The sequence below is a fragment of the Streptomyces sp. NBC_01485 genome, assembly GCF_036227125.1.
Classification (GTDB): domain Bacteria; phylum Actinomycetota; class Actinomycetes; order Streptomycetales; family Streptomycetaceae; genus Streptomyces.
In genome coordinates, this window is sequence record NZ_CP109435.1 from 7,340,106 (window position 1) to 7,359,867 (window position 19,762).

2 protein-coding genes are annotated in these 19,762 nt (G+C 74.0%); both read left to right on the forward strand.

Features of this window, described 5'->3' with window-relative positions; genetic code table 11:
* The first annotated feature begins 138 nt into the window (after positions 1–138).
* Positions 139–9,939 carry an SDR family NAD(P)-dependent oxidoreductase gene (locus OG352_RS33220; RefSeq protein ID WP_329222032.1) on the forward strand — a complete coding sequence of 3,267 codons (9,801 nt, stop codon included), beginning with the start codon at positions 139–141 and terminating at the stop codon, positions 9,937–9,939.
* Between the two features lie 65 nt (positions 9,940–10,004).
* A complete protein-coding gene (locus OG352_RS33225; protein WP_329222033.1) occupies positions 10,005–19,760 on the forward strand; it encodes a type I polyketide synthase in 9,756 nt (3,251 codons plus the stop codon).
* Positions 19,761–19,762: the final 2 nt, after the last annotated feature.

Genomic DNA, 19,762 nt, shown 5'->3' on the forward strand with positions numbered 1-19,762 from the left:
CCTACGGTGGGCCGGGCCGAGAGGCCAACCACACCGGAACGGACGCCGGACCACGGCAGTGTGCGACGCGCGGTCGCCGGCGCAGCACGGCGGGCGCGCGGTCGGCGGACCGGCTGGGGACCGGGACCGGAAGGACACATGAACACTCAATCCAGCGCCGGTCCCTCGGACTCCGCGCACGACTCCGCGCAGGCCGGCTCTGTGCAGGCGGGCTTCGCGCACGCGGGCTCTGTGCAGGCGGACTTCGCGCAAGAGGGCCTCGCGCACGACGAATCCCTGGCCGTCATCGGAATGTCGTGCCGGCTGCCCGGCGCGGCGGGCCCCGAGGAGTTCTGGGCACTGCTGCGCGACGGCGCCGACGCCGTCACCGCGCCCCCCGCCGACCGCCCGCTGCCAGACGCCTGTCCGCCCTTCGGCGGCTACCTCGACCAGGTCGACTCCTTCGACGAGGGCTTCTTCCGGATCTCCCCGCGCGAGGCGGCGGCCATGGACCCGCAGCAGCGGCTCGTCCTCGAACTGGGCTGGGAGGCCCTGGAGGACGCCGGACTGCCCGCCGACACCGTCCGGCACACCGCCACCGGCGTCTTCCTCGGCGCGATCGCCGACGACTACGCGGCGCTGCACCGGGGCCGCGTCCCCGACCGGTACGCCTTCACCGGGCTCGCCCGGGGCATCCTCGCCGGCCGCGTCTCCTACGCCCTGGGACTGCGCGGCCCCAGCCTCACCGTCGACACGGGACAGTCCTCGTCCCTGGTGGCCGTGCACCTGGCCTGCCAGAGCCTGCGCCGCGGCGAGAGCCGGATCGCGCTCGCCGGAGGCGTCCACCTCAACCTCGCCCCGGACAGCGCCCTGCGGGCCGCCCGCGCCGACGTCCTGTCACCGGACGGCCGCTGCCACACCTTCGACGCCCGCGCCAACGGATTCGTACGCGGCGAGGGCGGCGGGCTCGTCGTCCTCAAGCGCCTCTCCGACGCGCTCGCCGACGGCGACCGGATCCACGGTGTGGTCCTCGGCAGCGCCGTCAACAACGACGGCGGCGGCGAGACCCTGACCGCTCCCGACCCCGAGGCCCAGGCCGCCGTCATCCGCGCCGCCTGCCAGGACGCCCGGGTCCGCCCCGACGCCGTGCGCTACGTCGAACTGCACGGCACCGGCACCCCCAAGGGCGACCCCGTCGAGGCCACCGCCCTCGGCGCCGCGCTCGGCGACGGACGACCGGCCGGCGACCCGCTGCGGGTCGGCTCGGTCAAGACCAACATCGGCCACCTCGAAGGCGCGGCCGGAATCGCCGGGCTGCTCAAGACCCTGCTCAGCCTGAAACACCGGCAGTTGCCGGCCAGCCTGCACTTCCGCACCCCCAACCCCGCCATCGCCTTCGACCGGCTGGGCCTGCGGATGCAGCGGGAACTCGGCCCCTGGCCGCAGGGACAGCCGCTCCTCGCGGGCGTCAGCTCGTTCGGGATCGGCGGCACCAACTGCCATGTCGTCCTCGGCGAAGGCACGGCGCAGGCTGCACAGGGGGCACAGGGGGCACAGGGGGCGCAGGGGGCGCAGGCGTCCCCGCCGGACGTGGCCCCCGGCGCCCCGCTGCTCGGCGCGGCCGGACTGTGGCCCGTCACCGCGCGCACCGAGCCCGCGCTGCGCGGCCAGGCCGCCCGGCTCGCCGCCGCACTGCGCGCCGCCCCCGGCCTCGACCCGGCCGACGTCGCCTTCTCACTGGCCACCACCCGCCAGGCCCTCGACCACCGGGCAGCCGTCACCGGCACCGGGCGCGAGGAACTGCTGCGGGGCCTGGACGCCCTGGCCGGCGGGCAGCCGGCGCCGGGACTTCAGCGCGGACGGGCACTGGACGCCCGGCCGGTCATGGTGTTCCCGGGACAGGGGCAGCAGTGGGTGGGCATGGGGCGCGAACTGCTCCGTACGACACCGGTGTTCGCCCGGTGGATCGCGCGCTGCGAGACCGCGCTCGCCCCGCACGTCGACTGGTCGCTCACCGATGTCCTGACGCACGGCGACGACGGCGAACTGAACCGGCTGGACGTCCTCCAGCCGGTGCTGTGGGCCGTGATGGTCTCGCTGGCGGAGCTGTGGCGGGCCGCCGGGGTGGAGCCGGCGGCCGTCATCGGCCACTCGCAGGGCGAGATCGCGGCCGCCGTCGTCTCCGGCGCCCTGACCCTGGAGGACGGCGCCCGGACGGCGGCGCTGCGCGCCAGGGCACTGCGCGCGGTGGCCGGAACCGGCGGCGGCATGCTGTCGCTCGTCTGCGACCAGCGCACCGCCGAGGACATCGCCGCCCCCCACGGCGGCCGGGTCGCGCTCGCCGTGCTCAACGGCCCCGACGCCATGGTGCTGTCCGGCCCCACCGACCTCCTGGAACACTGCGCCGCCGACTGCGACCGGCGCGGCGTCCGCCACCGCCGGGTCGCCGTCGACTACGCCTCGCACTCCCCGCTGGTGGAGCCGCTGGAGCCCGCCCTGCGCGACCTGCTCGCGCCCGTGACCCCGCTCGCGCCCACGGTGCCGATGCTGTCCACCGCCACCACGGAATGGGTCCGCCCGGGCGAACTGGACGGGCGGTACTGGTACGAGAACCTGCGGCGTCCCGTGCGGCTGCACACCGCCGTCCAGACACTCGCCAGGGCCGGACACCGGCTGTTCATCGAGGTCGGCCCCCACCCCGTGCTCACCGCCGGCATCCAGGCCACGCTGGAAGCCGAGAACGGCGGCGTCGTCCTGGGCACACTGCGCCGGGACGACGGCGGTCCCGCACGGTTCCTCGACTCCCTGGCCGAAGCCTTCGTTCACGGCGCGCAGATCGGATGGGACGCGCTGTACGCCGGCACCGACGCCGCCCGGGTGGACCTGCCGACCTACGCCTTCCAGCGGCGCCGGCACTGGCCCGACGCGGCGGCGGAGACGGCAGCGGAGGACGTGGCGGGGGCGGCGGTGGCTTCCCCGCGCGCCGAGGCCATCGCGTCTGGTGTCGACGCGGCGGCGAACGGGCCTGCCGGGCTCGCCGGGCTCGCCGGGCTCGCGGCGATGAGCGCGTCCGAGGCCGAACGGTTCCTGGCGCGTACCGTCCAGACGCATGCCGCTGCGCTGCTCGGACACGCCTCGCCGGACGACGTCGATCCCGAACTGTCCTTCCGTGACCTCGGGTTCGACTCCCAGCTCAGCGTCCGGCTGCGCGGCGACCTCAACGCGGCCACCGGCGCGGGCCTGCGGACCAGCGCGGTCTTCGACCATCCGACGCCCAGGGCCCTCGCCCACAGGCTGCGGGAACTGCTCACCGGCGGGAAACCCGGGGCCCTCGGGGATGCCGTGCCCGACGCCGCGCCGGACTCGCGGGACGCGATCGCGATCGTCGGGATGAGCTGCCGGTACGCGGGAGGGGTCGGCTCGCCCGAGGAGCTCTGGGACCTGGTGCTCGCCGGGCGGGACGCGGTCGGCGACTTCCCCGACGACCGTGGCTGGGACCTCGCCGCCCTGTTCGCGCCCGGCCCCGACGGTACGCCCGCATCCGCCACCGCGCAGGGCGGCTTCCTCACCGGGGCGGCGGACTTCGACGCCGAGTTCTTCGGCATCTCGCCCCGCGAGGCCATCGCCATGGACCCGCAGCAGCGGTTGCTGCTGGAGACCTCGTGGGAGGCGTTCGAACGGGCCGGGCTGGATCCGCGCGGCCTGCGCGGCAGCCGTACGGGCGTGTTCGTCGGCGCGATGGCGCAGGACTACGGGCCGCGCATGGACGAGCCCGGCAGCGGAGCCGACGGATACGTCCTCACCGGGACCTCCGTCAGCCTCGCGTCCGGACGCGTCGCCTACACCCTGGGCCTCGAAGGCCCCGCCGTGACGGTGGACACCGCGTGCTCGTCGTCGCTGGTGGCCCTGCACCTGGCCGTCCAGTCGCTGCGCTCCGGGGAGTGCGACATGGCGTTGGCCGGCGGCGCGACCGTGCTCTCCAGCCCCGGCCTGTTCGTGGAGTTCAGCCGCCAGGGCGGACTGTCGTCGGACGGCCGCTGCAAGGCGTTCGCGGCGGGCGCGGACGGCACGGGCTGGGGCGAGGGCGTCGGCCTGCTGCTCGTGGAGCGGCTGAGCGACGCCCGGCGCAACGGTCACGAGGTGCTGGCGGTGGTGCGGGGCTCGGCCGTCAACCAGGACGGCGCGTCCAACGGCCTGACCGCGCCCAACGGCCCTTCGCAGCAGCGCGTCATCTCGGAGGCCCTGTCCAACGCGGGCCTGACGGCAGCCGACGTGGACGCGGTGGAAGCGCACGGCACGGGTACCGCGTTGGGCGACCCGATCGAGGCGGAGGCGCTGCTGGCGACGTACGGGCAGCGCGGCGACGGACGCCCGTTGCTGCTGGGGTCGGTGAAGTCGAACATCGGGCATACGCAGGCGGCTGCGGGTGTGGCCGGTGTGATCAAGATGGTCATGGGTCTGCGGCATGGTGTGTTGCCGGCGTCGTTGCATGTGGATGAGCCGTCGTCGTTCGTGGATTGGTCGTCGGGTGGGGTGGAGGTGGTGCGGGAGGCGGTGGTGTGGCCGGATGCGGGTCGGGTTCGGCGGGCGGGTGTGTCGTCGTTCGGGATCAGTGGGACCAATGCGCACGTGATTCTGGAGCAGGCGGAGGCGGAGGCGGAGGCGGTGGTGGTTGAGCCGGTTGAGGCTGCGGTGGAGTTGCCGGTGCCGGTGGTGGCGTTGGACGGGGTTGTGCCGTGGGTGGTGTCGGGGCGGGGGGCCGGGGCGTTGGCGGCGCAGGCGGAGCGGTTGGTGGAGTACGCGGGTGGTGTGAGTGAGATGGAACTCCCTGGAGTGGCTTACGCGTTGGCGGCGGGTCGGGCTGTGTTCGCCGATCGTGCGGTGGTGTTGGGCCGGGGTCTGGCTGAACTGACCTCTAGGGCTGAGGCATTGGCGTCCGGTGCGGAGGCTTTGGGGGTTGTCGCGGGGTCGGTTGTGGGCTCCGGTGTGGTGTTTGTGTTCCCGGGTCAGGGGGCGCAGTGGGTGGGGATGGGGCGTGAACTGCTGGCCGTGTCGCCGGTGTTCGCGGCGTCGGTTGCGGAGTGTGAGGCGGCGTTGTCGCCGTGGGTGGACTGGTCGTTGACTGGTGTGCTTGCCGGTGACGGAGCTGAGTTGGCGCGGGTTGATGTGGTGCAGCCGGTGTTGTGGGCTGTGATGGTGTCGTTGGCTGCGGTGTGGCGGTCGGTGGGTGTGGTGCCGGTTGCGGTGGTGGGTCATTCGCAGGGTGAGATCGCGGCGGCGTGTGTGGCGGGTGCGTTGTCGTTGGAGGATGCGGCGCGGGTGGTGGCGGTGCGGTCGCGTGCGATCACGCGGCTGGCGGGTACTGGCGGGATGGTGTCCGTCTTCGCCTCTGCCGAGGAGGTGGAGCCGTTGCTGCCGGACGGTGTGGGGATCGCGGCGGTCAATGGGCCGGGGTCCGTTGTGGTGTCGGGGCCCGTGGGCGAGTTGGACGCGTTCGTGGAGCGGTGTGAGGTGGAGGGGGTTCAGGCGAAGCGGGTCGCGGTGGATTACGCCTCGCATTCGGTGATGGTCGAGGCGCTGGAGTCGGAACTGCTGGCGGAGCTCGGTGCGGTGGTGTCGCGGCGGCCGACTGCGCCGATGCTGTCGACGTACACCGGTGAGTGGGTCAAGTCCGGTGAGCTGGACGGCGGTTACTGGTACGGCAACCTGCGACACCGCGTGCGCCTGGCTGACGCGGTGGGCGAGTTGGCCGCCGCCGGGCACCGGCTGTTCGTCGAGGTCAGCCCGCATCCCGTGCTGCTCGGCGCCATACAGGACACCCTGGATCAGGGCCCGGCCACCGCCGTCGCGCTGGGCACCCTGCGCCGCGACCAGGGCGGAGCCGAACGGCTGCTGACCTCGGTGGCGGAGGCGTTCGTGCACGGTGCCGACGTCGACTGGCGGACCGTCATGCCCGCCGGGGCGGGACGCGGCGATCTGCCGACGTACGCCTTCCAGCGGCAGCGTTACTGGCTGCGGCCGGCCGGTGGCGTCGGGCATCCGCTCCTGGGTGATCCGACCGAACTCGCCGACGGCGGTGCCGTGTTCACGCGGAGGATCGCGCCGACGGCACAGTCGTGGCTCGCCGATCACGCGGTGCTGGGCACGGTGGTCGTCCCTGGGACCGCGCTGCTGGAGGCGGCCGTGCACGCCGGGCAGCGGCTGGGCTGCGAGCGGGTGGAGGAGCTGACCCTGGAGGCGCCGCTGACGGTGCCGAGGAACGGCGCCGTACGCCTTCAGGTGCGGGTCGGCCCACGCGACGACACCGGCCGGCGCGAGCTGGAGATCCACGCCTGCCCCGCCGACGCGGACACCCCGGCGCGGTGGACCCGGCACGCCGGCGCCGTACTGGCCGAGGGCGGCGACCCGAGCGCGCCCGGCGAGGCGCGGCCGCTCGACGTATGGTCGCCTGACGTATGGCCGCCCGAGGGGTCCGAGCCACTCGAACTCGCCTCCCTGTACGAGGACTTGGCCGCGCGCGGCTACGACTACGGGCCGGTGTTCCAGGGGCTGCGCGCCGTCTGGCGGCACGGCGACGAGGTGTACGCCGCCGTGGCCCTGCCGGAGCAGGAGTGCGACCAGGCCGCACGTTACGCCCTGCATCCCGCGCTGCTGGACGCGGCGCTGCACGCGGTCCTCCTCGGCGAACGGACCGGGCTGACCAAGGGCGACGGACTGCTGCTCCCGTTCAGCTGGTCCGGCGTCACCGTCTCGGCGACCGGCGCCGACGAACTGCGCGTACGGCTGCGGCCGACCGGCACCGGCGCCGACACGGTGTCGCTGCTGGCCGTCGACGCCGACGGCGAGCCGGTCGTGGAAGTGCGGGCGCTGGCGCTGCGCCCGGTGGCGGCCGAAGCGCTGGCCGCCGCCGCGGACACCCTCGCCGAGCCCGGATCCGCCGAGCAGGCGCTCTACGTCACCGAGTGGGTGCCCGCCGAAGCGGCCGGGCCCGGGGCCTGCGCGCTGCTCGGTCCTGACCCCTTCGGGCTGGCCGGGATGCTGGGGCGCGGTGGCAGCGAGGTCACCGGTTACCCGGAGCCGGCCGCCCTGGCCGAAGCGGTGGCGGCCGGCGAGGTCGGGCCGGGGCATGCCGTCGTGGTCTGCGCGCCGTTGCCGGAGCCGGGCGCGGTACCGGAGCCGGGCGCGGTAACGGAGCGGCTGCACGGCGAGGTGCTGCGCGTGCTCGAACTGGTGCAGGCGTGGCTGGCCGACGAGCGGTTCGCCGAGTTGCGGCTGACGGTCGTGACGCGTGGCGCCGTGGCCCGGGACGGCGGGGACGGTCCGGCCGATCCCGTGGCGGCGGCGGTCTGGGGCCTGGTGCGGTCGGCGCAGTCGGAGCATCCGGACCGGCTGTGCCTCCTGGACCTGGACCCGGCGGGCTCGGTGTACCCGACGGGCCCGGTGGACTCCTCTCGGGCCGGGCTCGTACTCGTGGCCGCGCCGCAGGCCTGTCTGCGCGAGGGCGTGGCGCTGGCGCCGCGGCTGACATCGGTCGACGCCACCGCCCCCTCGGACCTCGACACCGTCCCCTGGGACCTCGCCGACGGGAAGCCGTGGCGGGTGACGCCCGGTTCCGGCGGCACCCTGGAGAGCCTCGGCGCCGAACCCGCCCCGGACGTGCTGGAGCCGCTCGGCCCCGGCCAGGTGCGGGTGGCCGTACGCGCGGCCGGGGTCAACTTCCGCGATGTGCTCATCGCGTTGGGCATGTACCCGGACCCCGGAGTGCGGCTGGGCAGTGAGTGCGCCGGCGTGGTGACCGCGCTCGGCCCCGGGGACTGCGGCGAACTGGCCGTCGGAGACCGGGTGTTCGGCGTCGTGCCGGGCGGCGGCGGCCTGGCGCCGCTGGCGGTCACGGACGCACGGCTGCTGGCACGCGTCCCCGAGGACTGGTCGTTCGCACGGGCGGCATCGGTCCCGATCGTGTTCCTGACCGCCTGGTACGCCTGGCAGGACCTGGCGGGGCTCCAGGCGGGGGAGAGGGTGCTGGTGCACGCGGGCGCCGGTGGCGTGGGCATGGCCGCCATCCAGTTGGCCCGGCACCTGGGGGCCGAGGTGTACGCGACCGCGAGCCCCGGCAAGTGGGACGTACTGCGCGGTCTCGGGCTGGACGACGACCACATCGCGTCCTCCCGTGACACCGGCTTCGCCGAGAAGTTCCCCGGCGTGGACGTCGTACTCAACTCCCTGGCCGGGGAGTTCGTGGACGCCTCACTGCGACTGCTGTCGCCCGGTGGCCGGTTCGTGGAGATGGGCAAGACCGACATCCGCGACGGGGCCGAACTCGGCGTGAACTACCGGGCGTTCGACCTCTTCGAAGCGGGCCCCGAGCGGCTGGGCGAGCTGCTGGGCGAGGTGTCGGCGCTGTTCGCCGCAGGAGTGCTGGAGCCGCTGCCGGTACAGGCCTGGGACGTCCGCCGGATCCGGGACGCGTTCCGATACGTGAGCCAGGCCCGGCATGTCGGCAAGGTCGTGCTGACCGTGCCCCGCCCGCTGGATCCGCAGGGCACGGCCTTGGTGACCGGCGGCACCGGCGGCCTGGGCGCGCTCGTCGCCCGGCACCTGGTCACCGGCCACGGCGTACGGCGCCTGCTGCTGCTCTCCCGGCGCGGCCCGCAGGCCCCCGGCGCGCAGCGGCTGGCGGCGGAGCTGGCCGAACTGGGCGCCGACGTACGGATCGTGGCCTGCGACACGGCGGACCGGGCGGCACTGGCCGAGGTGATCGCCTCCGTACCGGCCGACCACCCGCTCACCGCTGTCGTGCACACGGCCGGCGTGCTGGACGACGGGGTGATCGCCTCGCAGGACGGGACCCGGCTGCGTACCGTCATGCGGCCGAAGGCCGAGGCCGCCTGGCATCTGCACGAGCTGACCGCCGGCCTCGACCTGGCCGCCTTCGTGCTGTTCTCATCGGCCATGGGCGTGCTCGGCGCCCCGGGGCAGGCCAACTACGCCGCCGCCAACGCCGCCTTGGACGCCCTCGCCGCCCACCGGCAGTACCTCGGCCTGCCCGGACTGTCGCTGGCCTGGGGTTTCTGGGAGCGGCGTGGGGGAATGACCGGGCACCTCGACGACGCCGACGTGGCGCGCATGACCCGTACCACCGGGCTGGCGCCCCTCGCCGACGACGAGGGCATGGCACTCCTCGACGCGGCCCTGCGACGCCCGGAGGCGGCCCTCGCCCCGGTGCGGCTCAGCGCCGCGGCCCTGCGGGCCCGCGCGGCGGCCGGAGCCGACCTCGGGCTGCTGCGCGACCTGGCCCTGGCCCGCACCGCCCTGACCCGTACCGCCCTGGCCCGTACGCCAGCCCGGCGCGCCGCCACGGCCACCGGCGCCGGCCATCCCGTGGGCGCTCACCCCGGCGGCTTCGGCGAGCGGCGTTCCCCGGCCGAGGAACTGGCCACGCTCCCGGACGCCGAACGGCGCCGCGTCCTGACCCGGCTGGTGAAGACCCACGCGGCGACCGTGCTCGGCCACGGCACCGCCGGGCAGCCGGCGGGGGAGCGGACCTTCAAGGAACTCGGCTTCGACTCGCTCACGGCGGTGGAACTCCGCAACCGCCTCGGCACGGCCACCGGCGTCCGGCTCGCGGCGACGATGATCTTCGACCATCCGACGCTGGACGCCCTGACCGAGCACCTGATGAGCGCGACCGCCGGCGGAGCGAGCGACGTCAGGAGCGGCGCCGACCGGGCCGCCGACGACCCACTGGCGGAAGTCGAACGACTGGAGACGCTGCTGCGCCGCATCCCGGCGGACGCCGAGCAGCGCGGCGCCATCGCCACCCGGATGTACGCCTTCCTCTCGACGTGGACCGTCGGAGCCGGCACCGGCGCCACAGAGGACGGCGACGGCGACGACCTCTCGCTCGCCAGCGACGAGGAGCTGTTCGAACTCCTCGACAGCGATCTCGGCCTTTCCTGAACTGCTCTGACCCCTCCAACTGCTTTGACTGCTTTCCGCGAGACGTGAAAGAGGAGCTGACTCCAGTGACCACCGAAGTGACCGCCGAGCAGAAGCTACGCGACTACCTGAAGCGCGCCACGGCGGATCTGCGGCTGGCACGTCGGCGGGTACGGGAGCTTGAGGAGACCGAGCACGAGCCCGTCGCCGTCGTCGGCATGGCATGCCGGTTCCCCGGTGGCATCGGCTCACCCGAGGAGCTGTGGGAGTTCGTCACGGCGGGCGGCGACGCGATCTCCGCGTTCCCGGCCGACCGGGGCTGGGACATGGACGCCCTCTTCTCCTCCGACCCGGACCGTTCCGGTACGAGCTACCTGCGCAACGGCGGATTCCTCTACGACGCCGGGGATTTCGACGCCGAGTTCTTCGGGATCTCGCCGCGCGAGGCGATGGCGATGGACCCGCAGCAGCGGCTGCTGCTGGAGACGTCCTGGGAGGCGCTCGAACGGGCCGCGATCGCTCCGGACCGGCTACGAGGCGAGCGGGTCGGCGTCTACGTCGGAGCGCTCGCCTCCGACTACGGCCCGCCCTCGCACCGAGCCCCCGGCGCCTACGAGGGATACCTGACCACCGGCAACGCGTCGAGCGTCGCCTCCGGACGGCTCGCCTTCACCCTCGGCCTCGAAGGCCCGGCGCTGACGGTGGACACCGCGTGCTCGTCCTCGCTGGTGGCCTTGCACCTGGCCGTCCAGGCACTGCGGCGGGGTGAGTGCACCATGGCTCTGACCGGCGGCGTCACCGTGATGTCGCAGCCCGGCACCTTTGTCGACCTCGGCCGCCAGCAGGGCTTGGCGCCCGACGGACGGTGCAAGGCGTTCGCGGCCGGCGCCGACGGCTTCGGGCCCGCGGAGGGCGTGGGGATGCTCGTGGTCGAGCGGCTGTCGGACGCCCGGCGGCTGGGCCACCGGGTGCTCGCGGTGGTGCGGGGCTCGGTCGTGAACCAGGACGGCGCGTCGAACGGGCTGACCGCGCCGAGCGGCCCCGCGCAGGAGCGGCTGGTACGGGCCGCGCTCGCGGGCGCGGGCCTGGCCGCGGGCGATGTGGACGTGGTCGAGGCGCACGGCACGGGAACGAAGCTCGGCGACCCGATCGAGGCCCGGGCCCTGCTGGCGACGTACGGGCAGGGCCGTGAGCCCGAACGGCCGTTGCTGCTGGGGTCGGTGAAGTCCAACATCGGGCATACGCAGGCGGCTGCTGGTGTGGCCGGTGTCATCAAGATGGTCATGGCCCTGCGGCACGGTGTGCTGCCGGCGTCGCTGCATGTGGATGAGCCGTCGTCCTTGGTCGACTGGTCGTCGGGTGCGGTGGAGGTGGTGCGGGAGGCGGTGGCGTGGCCGGACGCGGGTCGGGTTCGGCGGGCGGGTGTGTCGTCGTTCGGGATCAGCGGGACCAATGCGCACGTGATCCTGGAACAGGCGGAGGCGGAGGCGGTTGAGGCCGTTGAGGCTGGAGTGGAGTCGGCGGCGCCGGTTGCTGAGCCGGTGGTGGCGCTGGGCGGGATCACGCCGTGGGTGGTCTCCGGGCGCGGCGCAGCGGCGCTGCGGGCCGTGGCGGACCGGCTCGCGGGGACCTCGGGGACTGATGTGGTCGGTGTCGCCGGTGCGCTTGTCGGCGGCCGAGCGACGCAGGCGGACCGTGCGGTGGTCTGGGGGCGTGACACGGCTGAACTGACCGCGGGCCTGGACGCGGTGGCGCGAGGCGAAACAGCGTCCGGCACGGTCAGCGGGGTGGCCCGGTCGGGCGGTGTGGTGTTCGTGTTCCCGGGGCAGGGGGCGCAGTGGGTGGGGATGGGGCGTGAACTGCTGGCCGTGTCGCCGGTGTTCGCGGCGTCGGTCGCGGAGTGTGAGGCGGCGCTGTCGCCGTGGGTCGAGTGGTCGTTGACTGGTGTGCTTGCTGGTGATGGTGGTGAGTTGGCGCAAGTGGATGTGGTGCAGCCGGTGTTGTGGGCTGTGATGGTGTCGTTGGCTGCGGTGTGGCGGTCGGTGGGTGTGGTGCCGGTTGCGGTGGTGGGTCATTCGCAGGGTGAGATTGCGGCGGCGTGTGTGGCGGGTGCGTTGTCGTTGGAGGATGCGGCGCGGGTGGTGGCGGTGCGGTCGCGTGCGATCACGCGGCTTGCGGGTACTGGTGGGATGGTGTCCGTCTTCGCCTCGTCCGAGCGGGTTGCCGGGCTGTTGGTGGAGGGTGTGGGGGTCGCGGCGGTGAACGGGCCGGGGTCGGTGGTGGTGTCGGGTGAGGTTGCGGCGCTGGATGTGTTCCTGGCCGGGTGTGCGGAGGCCGGGGTGGAGGCGCGGCGGGTGGCCGTGGACTATGCCTCGCATTCGGTGATGGTGGAGGCGCTGGAGTCGGAGATCACGGAGTCGTTGAAGGGTGTCGTCTCGCAGGCTCCTGCTGTGCCGATGCTGTCGACGTACTCGGGTGAGTGGGTCAAGTCGGGTGAGCTGGACGGTGGTTACTGGTACGGGAACCTGCGTCACCGCGTTCGCCTGGCCGACGCGGTCGCTGAACTCTCCGCTGCCGGGCACGGCCTGTTCGTGGAGGTCAGTCCGCACCCCGTGCTGACGGCGGCCGTCCAGGACACGTTGGACGAGACGCCGGGCGGGGACGGGAACGTTGTCGCGCTGGGCACCCTGCGCCGCGACCAGGGCGGAGCGGAACGGTTGCTGACCTCGGTGGCGGAGGCCTTCGTGCACGGCGCCGACGTCGACTGGACCGTCCTGCTGCCCGTCGAGGCGGCGGTCAAGGCGGCGGACGTCGACCTGCCGACGTACCCGTTCCAGCGCGAGCGCTACTGGCTGGACAGCGGTGACGCCCGGAGCACCCGGAGCACCCGGAGCACCCGGACCACCGAGCCTGCCGAGGCGACCGGCGGGGCGTTCTGGGAGGCCGTCGACCAGGCGGATCTGGGAGCGTTGACCGAGGCCCTGGGCGTGGACGGCGATCAGCCGCTGAGCGAGGTGCTGCCCGCGCTATCCGCGTGGCGTGGGCGCCGCCGGGACGAGGCGGTCGTCGACTCCTGGCGCTACCGCGTCACCTGGCAGCCCGTGGCCGCCGATCGGGACCGGCCCGACGGCACCTGGCTTCTGGTGCTGCCGCCGGACAGCGGCCCGGGCACGCCGGCGCACCGTACGGCGGAGGCGCTGGCCACGATCGTCCCGGTGGTACGACTCGTACCCAAGCGCACGGTGGCCCTGGACCGAGCGGAACTGGCCGCCCTGGTCCGTGATTCCGTGGCCGACACCAGCACCGGTACCGACACCGGACCCATCGCGGGCGTACTGTCCCTGCTGGCCCTGGACGAGACCCCGGCCGAAGGCCCGGACGCGAGGCTGCCGCACGTGTCCGGCGGGCTCGCCGCGACGCTCGTCCTGCTCCAGGCGCTCGGTGACGCCGGCCTGCGGGCGCCCCTGTGGTGCGTGACCCGGGGCGCGGTGTCGCTGAACGCGGCCGATGCGCCGGCGAGCGTCACGCAGGCCGAGGTCTGGGGCCTGGGCCGGGTGGCCGCGCTCGAACACCCCGACCGGTGGGGCGGGTTGGTGGATCTGCCGGAGACGCTGGACGAGCGGGCCGTCCGCCGCCTCCACGCGGCGCTGGCCGGTGTACGGGGTGGCGTACCCGGTGCCGAGGGCATCGAGGACCAGCTCGCCATCCGAGCTTCGGGCCTGTTCGTACGCCGTCTGGAACGGGCGCCCCTCGGGGACCGGCCGCCGGTACGGAGCTGGCGGCCGCGTGGCACCGTCCTGGTGACCGGAGCCACCGGCGCGGTCGGGCGGCACCTCGCGCTCTGGCTGGCGGCGGAAGGCGCCGAACACCTGGTGCTCACCAGCCGCCGGCCGGCCGACACCCCCGAACTCGACGTCCTGCGCCGGGACATCGCCGCCACCGGCACGACGGTCACCCTGGCCGCCTGCGATGTCGCCGACCGTGCCGCGCTGGCCGCGCTGATCCAGCGCACGACCGCGGAAGGGCACCGGATCACGGCTGTCGTCCACGCCGCCGCGCTCATCCAGTTGGGCGCCCTCGACGACGTCGGCCTGGACGAGCTGTCCGCGACCCTGGCCGCCAAGGCGGCCGGAGCCGACCACCTGGACGAGCTCTTCGACGACGACAGCCTCGACGCGTTCGTCCTGTTCTCCTCGATCGCGGGCGTGTGGGGCAGCGGCGACCACGGGACGTACGCGGCCGGGAACGCGCACATCGACGCGCTCGCGCAGCGCCGCCGGGCCCGTGGGCGCACCGCGCTGTCGGTGGCGTGGGGCGTCTGGGACGGCTGCGTACCCGAGGGGTTCGAGGGCGAGCCCGAGCGGCACGGTCTGCCGACCATCGCGCCCCGGCTCGCCTTCACGGCCCTGCGGCAGGCGCTGGAGCACGACGAGACCCACATCGCGGTCGCCGAAGTCGACTGGGAGCGCTTCACCACCGCCTTCACCTCCGCGCGCCCCCGTCCGCTGCTCGCGGGCGTTCCCGACGTACGGTCGCTGCTGAGCCCGCCGGAAGCGGCGGCGCCGGGCGGTGCGCCGCACGCCGCCCCGGCCCCCGAGGCGCTGTCGGCGCTGCGCGGGCGGCTGGCCGACCGGACCGAGGCCGAACAGCACGCGGTCCTGCTGGAACTCGTCCTGCGCCACACCGCCGAGGTGCTGGGCCACCAGGCACAGAGCGACGGGACACGCGAAGGGTCACGAGACGGGACACGGGACGGGATACGCACCGACCGCCCGTTCCGTGAGCTGGGCGTCGACTCGCTCACCTCGGTCGACCTGCGCAACCGGCTGGCCGCCGCCACCGGACTGCGGCTGCCCGCCGCGCTCGTGTTCAACCACCCGACCCCGCTGGCCCTGGCCCGTCACCTGGCCGAGCAGGTCCTCGGGGGCCTGGGGGACCTGAAGAACCGACGGAGTTCCGCTGCGGCGGCCGTCGTACGGCCGGGGCCGACGGACCGGGAGGACGAGCCGATCGCCATCGTCGGCATGGCCTGCCGCTACCCCGGCGGGGTGCGCTCGCCGGAGGACCTGTGGGACCTGGTCGCCGCCGGCGGCGACGCCGTGTCGGGCCTGCCCACCAACCGGGGCTGGGACCTGGCTGGGATGTACGACCCCGACCCGAGCCGCGAGGGCACCTGCTACACGCGGGAGGGCGGCTTCCTGCACGATGTCGCCGACTTCGATCCGGTCTTCTTCGGGATCTCGCCGCGCGAGGCGCTGACGATGGATCCGCAGCAGCGGCTGCTGCTGGAGACCTCCTGGGAGGCGTTCGAACGGGCGGACATCGACCCGACCCGGATGCGGGGCAGTTCCACCGGGGTGTTCGTCGGCATCAACTACCAGGACTACGGCACCGGGGCGCAGGATCTCCCGGACGGCGGCGAGGGCCACCTGCTCACCGGCACGGTACCGAGCGTCGCCTCCGGGCGCGTCGCCTACACCCTGGGCCTCGAGGGCCCCGCCATCACGCTGGACACGGCGTGCTCGTCGTCGCTCGTCGCCCTGCACATGGCCGCGCAGTCGTTGCGACGGGGTGAGTGCGACATGGCGCTCGCCGGGGGCGTCGCGGTGATGTACACCCCGCGCTCGCTCATCGGCTTCAGCCGCCAGGGCGGTCTGGCGGTGGACGGCCGCTGCAAGGCGTTCGCCGCCGCCGCTGACGGCATGGGCATGGCCGAGGGCGTCGGCATGCTCCTCGTGGAACGGCTGTCGGACGCCCAGCGCCTCGGCCACCGCGTGCTCGCGGTCGTCCGCGCCTCCGCCATCAACCAGGACGGCGCCTCCAACGGACTCTCCGCCCCCAGCGGCCCCGCCCAGGAGCGCGTCATCCGGGCCGCCCTGGCAGCGGCCGGCCTCACCTCCTCAGACGTGGACGCGGTCGAGGCGCACGGTACGGGTACGAAGCTCGGCGACCCGATCGAGGCGGAGGCGCTGTTGGCGACGTACGGGCAGGGGCGTGAGGGCGGTCGGCCGTTGTGGCTGGGGTCGGTGAAGTCCAACATCGGTCACACGCAGGCCGCTTCGGGCGTCGCGGGTGTGATGAAGATGGTGTCGGCGATGCGGCATGGTGTGTTGCCGGCGTCGTTGCATGTGGATGAGCCGTCGTCGTTCGTGGATTGGTCGTCGGGTGGGGTGGAGGTGGTGCGGGAGGCGGTGGTGTGGCCGGACGCGGGTCGGGTTCGGCGGGCTGGTGTGTCGTCGTTCGGGATCAGTGGGACCAATGCGCACGTGATTCTGGAGCAGGCGGAGGTGGTTGAGAGGGCTGGGGCTGCGGAGTTGGCGGTGCTGGCGCTGGCGCTGGACGGGGTCGTGCCATGGGTGGTGTCGGGGCGGGGCGCCGGGGCGTTGGCGGCACAGGCGGAGCGGCTGGCGGAGTACGCGGGTGGTGTCGGCGAGGCGGAACTCCAGGGAATGGCTTACAGGTTGGTGACTGGTCGGGCCACGTTCGCCGACCGTGCGGTGGTGGTGGGCCGGAATTTGGCCGAACTGACCTCTAGGGCTGAGGCATTGGCGTCCGGTGCGGAGACGTCGGGGGTTGTCGCGGGGTCGGTTGTGGGCTCCGGTGTGGTGTTCGTGTTCCCGGGTCAGGGGGCGCAGTGGGTGGGGATGGGGCGTGAACTGCTGGCCGTGTCACCGGTGTTCGCGGCGTCGGTCGCGGAGTGTGAGGCGGCGTTGTCGCCGTGGGTCGAGTGGTCGTTGACCGGTGTGCTCGCCGGTGACGGAGCTGAGTTGGCGCAAGTGGATGTGGTGCAGCCGGTGTTGTGGGCTGTGATGGTGTCGTTGGCTGCGGTGTGGCGGTCGGTGGGTGTGGTGCCGGTTGCGGTGGTGGGTCATTCGCAGGGTGAGATTGCGGCGGCGTGTGTGGCGGGTGCGTTGTCGTTGGAGGATGCGGCGCGGGTGGTGGCGGTTCGGTCCCGTGCGATCACGCGGCTTGCGGGTACTGGGGGGATGGTGTCCGTCTTCGCTTCCGCCGAGCGGGTTGCCGGGCTGTTGGTGGAGGGTGTGGGGGTCGCGGCGGTGAACGGGCCGGGGTCGGTGGTGGTGTCGGGTGAGGTTGCGGCGCTGGATGTGTTCCTGGCCGGGTGTGTGGAGGCCGGGGTGGAGGCGCGGCGGGTCGCGGTGGACTATGCCTCGCATTCGGTGATGGTGGAGGCGCTGGAGTCGGAGATCACGGAGTCGTTGCAGGGTGTCGTCTCGCAGGCTCCTGCTGTGCCGATGCTGTCGACGTACACGGGTGAGTGGGTCAAGCCCGGTGAGCTGGACGGTAGTTACTGGTATGGCAACCTGCGTCACCGCGTTCGCCTGGCCGACGCGGTCGCCGAACTGTCCGCCGCCGGGCACGGCCTGTTCGTGGAGGTCAGTCCGCACCCCGTGCTGACGGCGGCTGTCCAGGACACGTTGGACGAGACGCCGGGCGGGGACGGTGGCGCTGTCGCGCTGGGCACCCTGCGCCGGGACCAGGGCGGAGCGGAACGGTTGCTGACCTCGGTGGCGGAGGCCTTCGTGCACGGCGCCGACGTCGACTGGCGGACCGTACTGCCCGCAGGGGCGGGGCACGTCGACCTGCCGACGTACGCCTTCCAGCGGCAGCGCTACTGGCTGTCGCCCGCTTCGGCCTCTGCGCAGTCGGCGGGGTCGGCGGGCGGGACCGCCATGGACGAGGTCTTCTGGTCCGTGGTCGAGAGCGGTGACCTGGACGCTGTGGCCGACACGCTGGGGGTGGACGGCGACCGGCCGCTGAGCGAGGTGTTGCCGGCGCTTTCGGCGTGGCGTGGACGCCAGGACGAAGCCGCCGCGATCGGGTCGTGGCGTTACCGGGTCGACTGGCTGCCGGCCCGGCTCGACGGCCCCGGGGCGTTGAGCGGTACGTGGCTCGTTGTCGCGCCCCCTGGAGTGGCCGCCGGACGGCTGGCCGCCGAGTGCGCCGCCGCGCTGGCCGATCGCGGCGCCGAGGTGGTGCGGGGCGGCGCGGAGGCGACCGACGCGCCGCCCGCCGCGTACGTACGGATTCTGCGCGAGGCCGGGCCGGTGGCGGGTGTCCTGTCGCTGCTGGCGCTGGACAGCGAACCGGCGGGGGCGGACGGTGTGCCGCGCGGGCTGAGCGGGAGCCTGGCTCTCGCAAAGGCGCTGATCGCCGAACAGGTCGAGGCTCCGCTGTGGTTGGCCACGTCGGGCGCGGTCGAGGCGACGGTTGACGCGGCCGAGCGGCCGAGCGATCCGGGCCAGGCGCAGGTGTGGGCCCTCGGCCGGGTCTACGGGCTGGAGTACCCGGACCGCTGGGGCGGCCTGATCGACCTGCCGACGGCCCTGGACGATGCCGCCGCGCTCCGGCTGGGCGGCGTACTGGCCGGCGGGCTGGGGGCGGAGGACCAGGTGGCGCTGCGGCCGGACGGGCTGCTGGTCCGGCGGCTTCTGCGGGCCCCGGAGCCCCGGGCGGGCGGTGCCGGATGGCGACCGCACGGCACCGTGCTGATCACCGGTGGCACCGGTGGGCTGGGCGGCCAGCTCGCCGCCAGGCTGGCCCGGGAGGGCGCCCGGCACCTCGTGCTGACCAGCAGGCGCGGCCCTGACGCCCCGGGGGCGGACGAGTTGCGCGCGGAACTGGTCGCGCTGGGCGCCGAGGTCACCATCGCCGCCTGCGACGCGGCCGACCGGGAGGCGCTGGCCGAACTGGTCGCCAGGGTGGAGGAGAAGGGAGGTGAGCCCGTCACGGCGGTCTTCCACGCCGCCGGGATCGCCGACACCGTACCGCTGGACCGTACGGAACCCTCCCATCTGGCCGCCGCCCACCGGGCCAAGGGGATCGGCACGCTGAACCTGGAGGAGCTGCTCGGCGACCGGTTGGAGGCGTTCGTGCTGTTTTCCTCCAACGCGGCGGTGTGGGGCAGCAACGGGCTGGGCGCGTACGGTTCGGCCAACGCCTTCCTGGACGCCTTCGCAGAGAACCGGCGACGCCGGGGCCTGCCGGTCACCTCGATCGCCTGGGGTCTGTGGGAGGGCGAGGGCATGGCCCAGGGGCGGCCGTCGGACGAGATGGTGCGGCGGGGGCTGCGGCCCATGGCGCCGGAGTGGGCGGTGACCGCGATGCTTCGGTCCGTCGCGGCGGGCGAGACGACGCTCTCCGTCGCGGCCGTCGACTGGGAGCTGTTCCATGCCGCCTTCGCCTCCGCGCGGCGGCGACCGCTGATCGAGGACATCGACGACGTCCAGCGGCTGCTCGCCGAGGAGCGGGCCGGTGCGGATGCCGGTTCCGGGGCTGGTGCCGGTGCTGAGGGCCGTGCGGCGGGGGCGGGTTCGGACTGGGCCGGGCGGCTGGGTGCGATGCCGCCGGGCGAACGCGAGCTGGCCTTGGCGCAGTTGGTCCGTGGCCAGGCCGCCACCGTGCTCGGGCTCGATTCACCGGACGACGTACCGGCCGGCCGGGCCTTCCGCGAGCTGGGCTTCGACTCGATGATGGCCGTCGACATCCGTGGTCGGCTGTCCCGCAGCACCGGGCTGAAGCTGCCGGCGACGCTGATCTTCGACCACCCGACCCCGCAGGTGCTCGCCCGTCATCTGGTCGCCCAGCTCGTCCCCGCCGAGAGCGCGGCCGGGGCGCGGCTGCGGCAGCTGCTGGAGGCGATTCCCGTGGACCGCCTCGAAGCGGGCGCGGCCGGTGTCGAGGCGGCGCTAAGGGCGCTGCTGGACGGCGCCGCCCCCGAGCCCGCCGGGATCCCCGACGCCGTCGGGGCCGTCGAGGACGACGCCATCGACGCCATGGACGTCGCGAGCCTGGTCCGGCTGGCCTTCGATCCGGCCGAGTGACA